Source organism: Acinetobacter sp. YH12137 (assembly GCF_013418535.1).
GTDB lineage: Bacteria > Pseudomonadota > Gammaproteobacteria > Pseudomonadales > Moraxellaceae > Acinetobacter.
Genome location: NZ_VPBW01000063.1, coordinates 1 through 7,815, shown reverse-complemented (window position 1 = coordinate 7,815; position 7,815 = coordinate 1). Strand labels below are relative to the sequence as shown.

The window sequence follows — 7,815 nt, the reverse complement described above, 5'->3', positions numbered from 1 at the left end:
GGCCAGGCCTCAGCATTTTATTATGGTGATCCCCTGGGCGAAATGCGCCTGGTAAGCAGAGTTTTTGAAATGTAAGGCCTTTGAATAAGACAAAAGGCTGCCTCATCGCTAACTTTGCAACAGTGCCTCGCGGTCGGACTGCAAGTGATCTTGAAGCCACGGGCCCGTCCCACCCCGACATGGACCTCGATGCCCGAACGGACGTTAGATTTCGAGTTCTAGGCGTTCTGCGATGAAGGTTGGATCCCAGCCGGGATTGAAAGTGTCGACGTGGGTGAATCCGAGCCGCTCGTATAGGCCACGCAGGTTCGGGTGGCAGTCGAGCCGCAGCTTGGCGCACCCCTGCGTTCGCGCGGCATGGCGGCAAGCCTCGATCAGCGCGGAGCTGACACCCCGGCCCGCATGTGTCCGTCGCACCGCGAGCTTGTGCAGATATGCGGCCTCCCCCTTGAGGGCGTCGGGCCAGAACTCGGGATCCTCGGCCGACAAGGTGCAACAGCCGACGATGCCGTCGCTGCAACTCGCGACTAGGAGCTCGGATCTCAGGACGAAGGTCTCCGCGAATGTCCGGTCGATCCGCGCGACGTCCCAGGCGGGCGTTCCCTTGGCGGACATCCACGCCGCAGCGTCGTGCATCAGCCGCACAACCTCGTCGATATCACCCGAGCAGGCGACCCGAACGTTCGGAGGCTCCTCGCTGTCCATTCGCTCCCCTGGCGCGGTATGAACCGCCGCCTCATAGTGCAGTTTGATCCTGACGAGCCCAGCATGTCTGCGCCCACCTTCGCGGAACCTGACCAGGGTCCGCTAGCGGGCGGCCGGAAGGTGAATGCTAGGCATGATCTAACCCTCGGTCTCTGGCGTCGCGACTGCGAAATTTCGCGAGGGTTTCCGAGAAGGTGATTGCGCTTCGCAGATCTCCAGGCGCGTGGGTGCGGACGTAGTCAGCGCCATTGCCGATCGCGTGAAGTTCCGCCGCAAGGCTCGCTGGACCCAGATCCTTTACAGGAAGGCCAACGGTGGCGCCCAAGAAGGATTTCCGCGACACCGAGACCAATAGCGGAAGCCCCAACGCCGACTTCAGCTTTTGAAGGTTCGACAGCACGTGCAGCGATGTTTCCGGTGCGGGGCTCAAGAAAAATCCCATCCCCGGATCGAGGATGAGCCGGTCGGCAGCGACCCCGCTCCGTCGCAAGGCGGAAACCCGCGCCTCGAAGAACCGCACAATCTCGTCGAGCGCGTCTTCGGGTCGAAGGTGACCGGTGCGGGTGGCGATGCCATCCCGCTGCGCTGAGTGCATAACCACCAGCCTGCAGTCCGCCTCAGCAATATCGGGATAGAGCGCAGGGTCAGGAAATCCTTGGATATCGTTCAGGTAGCCCACGCCGCGCTTGAGCGCATAGCGCTGGGTTTCCGGTTGGAAGCTGTCGATTGAAACACGGTGCATCTGATCGGACAGGGCGTCTAAGAGCGGCGCAATACGTCTGATCTCATCGGCCGGCGATACAGGCCTCGCGTCCGGATGGCTGGCGGCCGGTCCGACATCCACGACGTCTGATCCGACTCGCAGCATTTCGATCGCCGCGGTGACAGCGCCGGCGGGGTCTAGCCGCCGGCTCTCATCGAAGAAGGAGTCCTCGGTGAGATTCAGAATGCCGAACACCGTCACCATGGCGTCGGCCTCCGCAGCGACTTCCACGATGGGGATCGGGCGAGCAAAAAGGCAGCAATTATGAGCCCCATACCTACAAAGCCCCACGCATCAAGCTTTTGCCCATGAAGCAACCAGGCAATGGCTGTAATTATGACGACGCCGAGTCCCGACCAGACTGCATAAGCAACACCGACAGGGATGGATTTCAGAACCAGAGAAAGAAAATAAAATGCGATGCCATAACCGATTATGACAACGGCGGAAGGGGCAAGCTTAGTAAAGCCCTCGCTAGATTTTAATGCGGATGTTGCGATTACTTCGCCAACTATTGCGATAACAAGAAAAAGCCAGCCTTTCATGATATATCTCCCAATTTGTGTAGGGCTTATTATGCACGCTTAAAAATAATAAAAGCAGACTTGACCTGATAGTTTGGCTGTGAGCAATTATGTGCTTAGTGCATCTAACGCTTGAGTTAAGCCGCGCCGCGAAGCGGCGTCGGCTTGAACGAATTGTTAGACATTATTTGCCGACTACCTTGGTGATCTCGCCTTTCACGTAGTGAACAAATTCTTCCAACTGATCTGCGCGGGAGGCCAAGCGATCTTCTTCTTGTCCAAGATAAGCCTGTCTAGCTTCAAGTATGACGGGCTGATACTGGGCCGGCAGGCGCTCCATTGCCCAGTCGGCAGCGACATCCTTCGGCGCGATTTTGCCGGTTACTGCGCTGTACCAAATGCGGGACAACGTAAGCACTACATTTCGCTCATCGCCAGCCCAGTCGGGCGGCGAGTTCCATAGCGTTAAGGTTTCATTTAGCGCCTCAAATAGATCCTGTTCAGGAACCGGATCAAAGAGTTCCTCCGCCGCTGGACCTACCAAGGCAACGCTATGTTCTCTTGCTTTTGTCAGCAAGATAGCCAGATCAATGTCGATCGTGGCTGGCTCGAAGATACCTGCAAGAATGTCATTGCGCTGCCATTCTCCAAATTGCAGTTCGCGCTTAGCTGGATAACGCCACGGAATGATGTCGTCGTGCACAACAATGGTGACTTCTACAGCGCGGAGAATCTCGCTCTCTCCAGGGGAAGCCGAAGTTTCCAAAAGGTCGTTGATCAAAGCTCGCCGCGTTGTTTCATCAAGCCTTACGGTCACCGTAACCAGCAAATCAATATCACTGTGTGGCTTCAGGCCGCCATCCACTGCGGAGCCGTACAAATGTACGGCCAGCAACGTCGGTTCGAGATGGCGCTCGATGACGCCAACTACCTCTGATAGTTGAGTCGATACTTCGGCGATCACCGCTTCCCTCATGATGTTTAACGCCTGAGCTCAGCCGACCGAAACCGCGTAGCGGTTTTGGGTCGGCTGCAGCGATTTGTTGGGCGATAGCTTGCCACATTCTCTCAACGATTGGGATTTGATGTACTTTCCGCACTTTGTAGCGCGACCACATCATGCTCCCCCTGGCCGCGAGAGCCCTTCACTCGGGAAACACAAGACAGACCGAGCACGACTGTTGCAAGGGTCAAACAGTACACGACAACCGGCCAAGCCGTGTTGCGCGGCAACAGCGAAATGATCAACGTTCCGATGCTTCCTAGCAGTACACCGCCCAAGCAGAAGTAGACTGCCGTGACCGTTCCAGCAACATGGTCGAATCCTCGAAGAGCGCCATTGGGCGCCACAGATACCGCTGTGGCGACACCAATACCCACTAGCCACATTGGAGCAATAAAGCCTAACACGGACTGCAAAGCCCATATTTCGGTGATGGCAAGCAATACTGCTCCAGCTATCAGGCATCCCATTCCCATTCGCAAGACACTTGGGCTGCCCCACTTGGGTATCACACGCCCCATAAAACGAGCCGTAAACACCATGGCAATTGCCACTGTGGCGAACAGCAGGCTGAAGCCAAGCTGAGACACACCTTGCCTGCCCATCATTAGTCCGGGCGCAATGGAGAAAAAGACGAAGAAGCTACCCATTCCAGCGGCGTAACACAACGTGTACAACCAGAAGTTCAGGCACTTAACGGGGAGTAGCAGCTGCGACCATTGCAAGCCCGCAACTCGTTGCACCCGGGTTTCAGGCCAGAATCGCCACGCTGCTGCAGATGCAGCGATCATGCCCAAACCTAGAAACGCAAAGATAGCCCGCCACCCAAGCCACATGTCGACGAGCGCTCCGAGCAATGGGCCTACCGCCGGGACTATGGCCAGCATGGATCCGAGTATGCCGTAAATGACATTACTTTCCTCGCGACCTGCGTAAATGTCACGTACTGTTGCAAATGTGGAAACAAGGCACGCCGAGGCACCACAAGCCTGAAGAATCCGAAGCCCCAGAAAGACTTCAGCCGATGACGTAAGAGCGAGGCCCATTGACGCCACAACGTAGGCGAGGCCACCTCCCAGTAGAACGGGGCGGCGCCCCAGTCGGTCCGATAGCGGTCCAAACAAGAGCTGACCGGCACCAATCATGACCAAGTACGTTGTCAGCGTAAGCTGAATTGTGCTCGCTGTCGTACCAAGCGCGTTTGGCATAAACGGCACTGCTGGCAAGTACATGTCCATGCCGAGTGATGCCAATAAATCGAACGGTGATAACAACAACACCGTGGCGGCAAGGGAGTACCGCCAACTAAAGTTTTTTGAGCGCACGAAACCATCTCCTTGAACAAAGGATTTGGCGGCGCTCCCGTAGAGCAAAAGGATTCATGAGAACGCCGCAACAACCGAAAAATGAAGGTTGCTGCGGCTTACTTGTCTGCGTTCTTGGAAGTGCTCATCTGCTGACTATCTCATGATTAAATTTGAATCGTAACAACTTTCAAGCAACTCTGCAAGGAGCCTTATTGTGCGCCCAACGCCGGAGTTAAGCCGCCGCGCGTAGCGCGGTCGGCTTGAACGAATTGTTAGACATCATTTACCAACTGACTTGATGATCTCGCCTTTCACAAAGCGAATAAATTCTTCCAAGTGATCTGCGCGTGAGGCCAAGTGATCTTCTTTTTGTCCCAGATAAGCTTGCTTAGCTTCAAGTAAGACGGGCTGATACTGGGCAGGTAGGCGTTTTATTGCCCAGTCGGCAGCGACATCCTTCGGCGCGATTTTGCCGGTTATTGCGCTGTACCAAATGCGGGACAACGTAAGCACTACATTTCGCTCATCGCCGGCCCAGTCGGGCTGCGAGTTCCATAGCTTCAAGGTTTCCCTCAGCGCCTCGAATAGATCCTGTTCAGGAACCGGGTCAAAGAATTCCTCCGCTGCCGGACCTACCAAGGCAACGCTATGTTCTCTTGCTTTTGTAAGCAGGATAGCTAGATCAATGTCGATCATGGCTGGCTCGAAGATACCCGCAAGAATGTCATTGCGCTGCCATTCTCCAAATTGCAGCTCGCGCTTAGCCGGATAACGCCACGGGATGATGTCGTCATGCACGACAAGGGTGACTTCTATAGCGCGGAGCGTCTCGCTCTCGCCAGGGAAAGCCGAAGCCTCCATAAGGTCATTGAGCAATGCTCGCCGCGTCGTTTCATCAAGCTTTACGGCCACAGTAACCAACAAATCAATATCGCTGTATGGCTTCAGGCCGCCATCCACTGCGGAGCCGTACAAATGCACGGCCAGCAATGTTGATTCCAGATGGCGCTCAATGACGCTTAGCACCTCTGATAGTTGGTTCGAAATTTCGATGGTCACCGCTACCCTCATGATGTCTAACGCCGCCATAAGTTGCGGCTTTGGAGTTGATTGTTTTGTGGTAGCGTAGCGTTAAACCACAAAACAAGCGACGGAAAAGCCGTCAACTTGATGGCCTTGTTAGCCTTATCAGCGCGACTGTGATGTATAAACGTCAAAAATTGAATGACCAATTTTAACAATCGCATCATTTCGCTCTGCCATTGAAGCCTGTGTTTGAGCTAGATAGATGCTCACAATAATTGGGGCTTGATGCTCACTCCACACAACTGCTGTAATACTCCGAGCACCAAATCCGCCAGCACCTGAGCGATCCGCAATGTTCCATCCCGCCGGCAATACTGAACGTAGTAAATTACCAGTGACTTGATTGTTCACCATCCAAGACTCTAATTTTTTCTGGTTCATTTCAGATAGCGCGGAACCAAATAAAAATTTATTCAAAGTACTGGCTATTGCCTTAGGAGTTGTCGTATCCCTCAAATCACCGAGCTTACCTTCATTTAAATCAGGCTCAATACGGTCTAGACGAGTCTCTTTGTCCCCAATTTGTCTTAAAAAATCAGTAACGCCTTTGGGGCCACCTACAGCACTTAGGATGATATTTGCCGCAGTATTATCACTTGTAGTCATAGTTGCGAAGCACGCATCATCGAGTGTGATTGCCTGCCCTACTTGCTTTTCTATTACAGGGGAATAGGTCACAAGATCTGCTTTCTTAATCTCGACTGTACTATTGGGATTAACTTTTCCTTGCTCAGCATCATATAGTAATTTAGCGCAAGCTATTGTTTTAAAAGTACTTGTTAACGGGAAGCGCTGATTGCCATTGTAATCCCAATATTCTCCATTTTGAGTATCAAGAACGGAAACACCTATACGAGCAGAAAGAGAAACTTCAATTGCCTTAACGTCTTGTTCAACTTGCTGAAACTTTGAACTACTTGCAAAAACCACGGATGGTATTAAAAGCGAAAATGCCAATAAAAACTTCATGTAAGTAACCCCATAATTTTGATTGTCACACATTTTATATAAAAGCATGAGGCTCCATAATATGGCTAACGCCCGCCTCAACTGCCGGAGGTTAATGGCGCCTTTTTTGCAGCTCCACCGCAAAAAAAGGTGACAGTAACCGGAGGTCAGATTGCAGGCGCTTGTTAACTCTTTTGCCAGATTTGATAACAATAGTTAATGTTAGACTCGAAATCTTGCTCAAATACCAACTTGAATGTATCTGGGATTTCAGGAAAAACTATGTCTCCATCTCGCTCGATGTCGACTGTTGAAATATGCAAAGTATCTACTTTGGAAATCAAGCTTTTGTATATTTCACCACCACCAGAAACGATAACATGATCCGTGATTTCCTCTAAATTTATTAAGGCATCCTGAATTGAGGAGAAAACCATTACACCCTCATCATTCGTAGAAAAATTAGAGCGAGTTACAACTGCATACTTTCGATTTGGGAGAGCGCCCATTGACTCAAAAGTTTTGCGTCCAACTAAAAGCCATTGATTATATGTAATTGCCTTAAATAGAAGTTGCTCGCCTTTGGCGCTCCATGGAATATCTGGTCCATTACCGATAATACCGTTCTTCGACTTGGCAGCCATTAGTGATAACTTCACGATTTCTCCCTCGAGTTAACTTTGTTTTAGGGCGACTGCCCTGCTGCGTAACATCGTTGCTGCTCCATAACATCAAACATCGACCCACGGCGTAACGCGCTTGCTGCTTGGATGCCCGAGGCATAGACTGTACAAAAAAACAGTCATAACAAGCCATGAAAACCGCCACTGCGCCGTTACCACCGCTGCGTTCGGTCAAGGTTCTGGACCAGTTGCGTGAGCGCATACGCTACTTGCATTACAGCTTACCAACCGAACAGGCTTATGTCCACTGGGTTCGTGCCTTCATCCGTTTCCACGGTGTGCGTCACCCGGCAACCTTGGGCAGCAGCGAAGTCGAGGCATTTCTGTCCTGGCTGGCGAACGAGCGCAAGGTTTCGGTCTCCACGCATCGTCAGGCATTGGCGGCCTTGCTGTTCTTCTACGGCAAGGTGCTGTGCACGGATCTGCCCTGGCTTCAGGAGATCGGAAGACCTCGGCCGTCGCGGCGCTTGCCGGTGGTGCTGACCCCGGATGAAGTGGTTCGCATCCTCGGTTTTCTGGAAGGCGAGCATCGTTTGTTCGCCCAGCTTCTGTATGGAACGGGCATGCGGATCAGTGAGGGTTTGCAACTGCGGGTCAAGGATCTGGATTTCGATCACGGCACGATCATCGTGCGGGAGGGCAAGGGCTCCAAGGATCGGGCCTTGATGTGGCACTGTTGCAAAGTTAGCGATGAGGCAGCCTTTTGTCTTATTCAAAGGCCTTACATTTCAAAAACTCTGCTTACCAGGCGCATTTCGCCCAGGGGATCACCATAATAAAATGCTGAGGCCTGGCC

General features: G+C 52.6%; 6 protein-coding genes and 5 pseudogenes. 2 read left to right on the top strand and 9 right to left on the bottom strand.

Going from position 1 to position 7,815, the window contains the following annotated elements; genetic code table 11:
- Nucleotides 1–75, top strand: a pseudogene (locus tag FTU72_RS15740) (IS6 family transposase); the annotation flags it as partial.
- Nucleotides 76–204: 129 nt separating this feature from the next.
- Here the strand turns inward: FTU72_RS15740 and FTU72_RS15735 are convergent.
- The 8 genes and pseudogenes from FTU72_RS15735 to dfrA16 all read right to left on the bottom strand — a co-directional run bounded on the left by FTU72_RS15735 (nucleotide 205) and on the right by dfrA16 (nucleotide 6,995).
- Nucleotides 205–705 (bottom strand): GNAT family N-acetyltransferase, encoded by a 501-nt coding sequence (locus tag FTU72_RS15735; RefSeq protein WP_000376623.1) that lies wholly within the window; start codon nucleotides 703–705, stop codon nucleotides 205–207.
- Nucleotides 706–832: 127 nt separating this feature from the next.
- On the bottom strand, nucleotides 833–1,672 hold the full coding sequence (gene sul1, locus FTU72_RS15730; protein WP_000259031.1) for a sulfonamide-resistant dihydropteroate synthase Sul1: 840 nt from the start codon (nucleotides 1,670–1,672) through the stop codon (nucleotides 833–835).
- Nucleotides 1,666–2,013, bottom strand: coding sequence for a quaternary ammonium compound efflux SMR transporter QacE delta 1 (locus FTU72_RS15725; protein ID WP_000679427.1), 348 nt, complete (start codon nucleotides 2,011–2,013; stop codon nucleotides 1,666–1,668). The genes sul1 and FTU72_RS15725 overlap by 7 nt, the downstream gene beginning before the upstream one ends.
- Before the next feature lie 116 nt (nucleotides 2,014–2,129).
- Nucleotides 2,130–2,968, bottom strand: a pseudogene (gene aadA1 / locus FTU72_RS15720) (ANT(3'')-Ia family aminoglycoside nucleotidyltransferase AadA1).
- A gap of 92 nt (nucleotides 2,969–3,060) precedes the next feature.
- Complete coding sequence (locus FTU72_RS15715) at nucleotides 3,061–4,320, bottom strand: chloramphenicol efflux MFS transporter CmlA6 (RefSeq protein ID WP_001256773.1); 1,260 nt, start codon at nucleotides 4,318–4,320, stop codon at nucleotides 3,061–3,063.
- Between the two features lie 214 nt (nucleotides 4,321–4,534).
- Nucleotides 4,535–5,373: pseudogene (locus FTU72_RS15710) on the bottom strand (AadA family aminoglycoside 3''-O-nucleotidyltransferase).
- Nucleotides 5,374–5,490: 117 nt separating this feature from the next.
- Nucleotides 5,491–6,357 carry a PSE family carbenicillin-hydrolyzing class A beta-lactamase CARB-2 gene (locus FTU72_RS15705; RefSeq protein ID WP_001931474.1) on the bottom strand — a complete coding sequence of 289 codons (867 nt, stop codon included), beginning with the start codon at nucleotides 6,355–6,357 and terminating at the stop codon, nucleotides 5,491–5,493.
- Between the two features lie 164 nt (nucleotides 6,358–6,521).
- Nucleotides 6,522–6,995, bottom strand: coding sequence for a trimethoprim-resistant dihydrofolate reductase DfrA16 (dfrA16, locus tag FTU72_RS15700; RefSeq protein ID WP_032490158.1), 474 nt, complete (start codon nucleotides 6,993–6,995; stop codon nucleotides 6,522–6,524).
- Between the two features lie 155 nt (nucleotides 6,996–7,150).
- Here dfrA16 and intI1 point away from each other — a divergent pair.
- A pseudogene (gene intI1 / locus FTU72_RS15695) lies at nucleotides 7,151–7,687 on the top strand (class 1 integron integrase IntI1); the annotation flags it as partial.
- Between the two features lie 53 nt (nucleotides 7,688–7,740).
- Here the strand turns inward: intI1 and FTU72_RS15690 are convergent.
- Nucleotides 7,741–7,815 (bottom strand): annotated as a pseudogene (locus tag FTU72_RS15690) (IS6 family transposase); the annotation flags it as partial.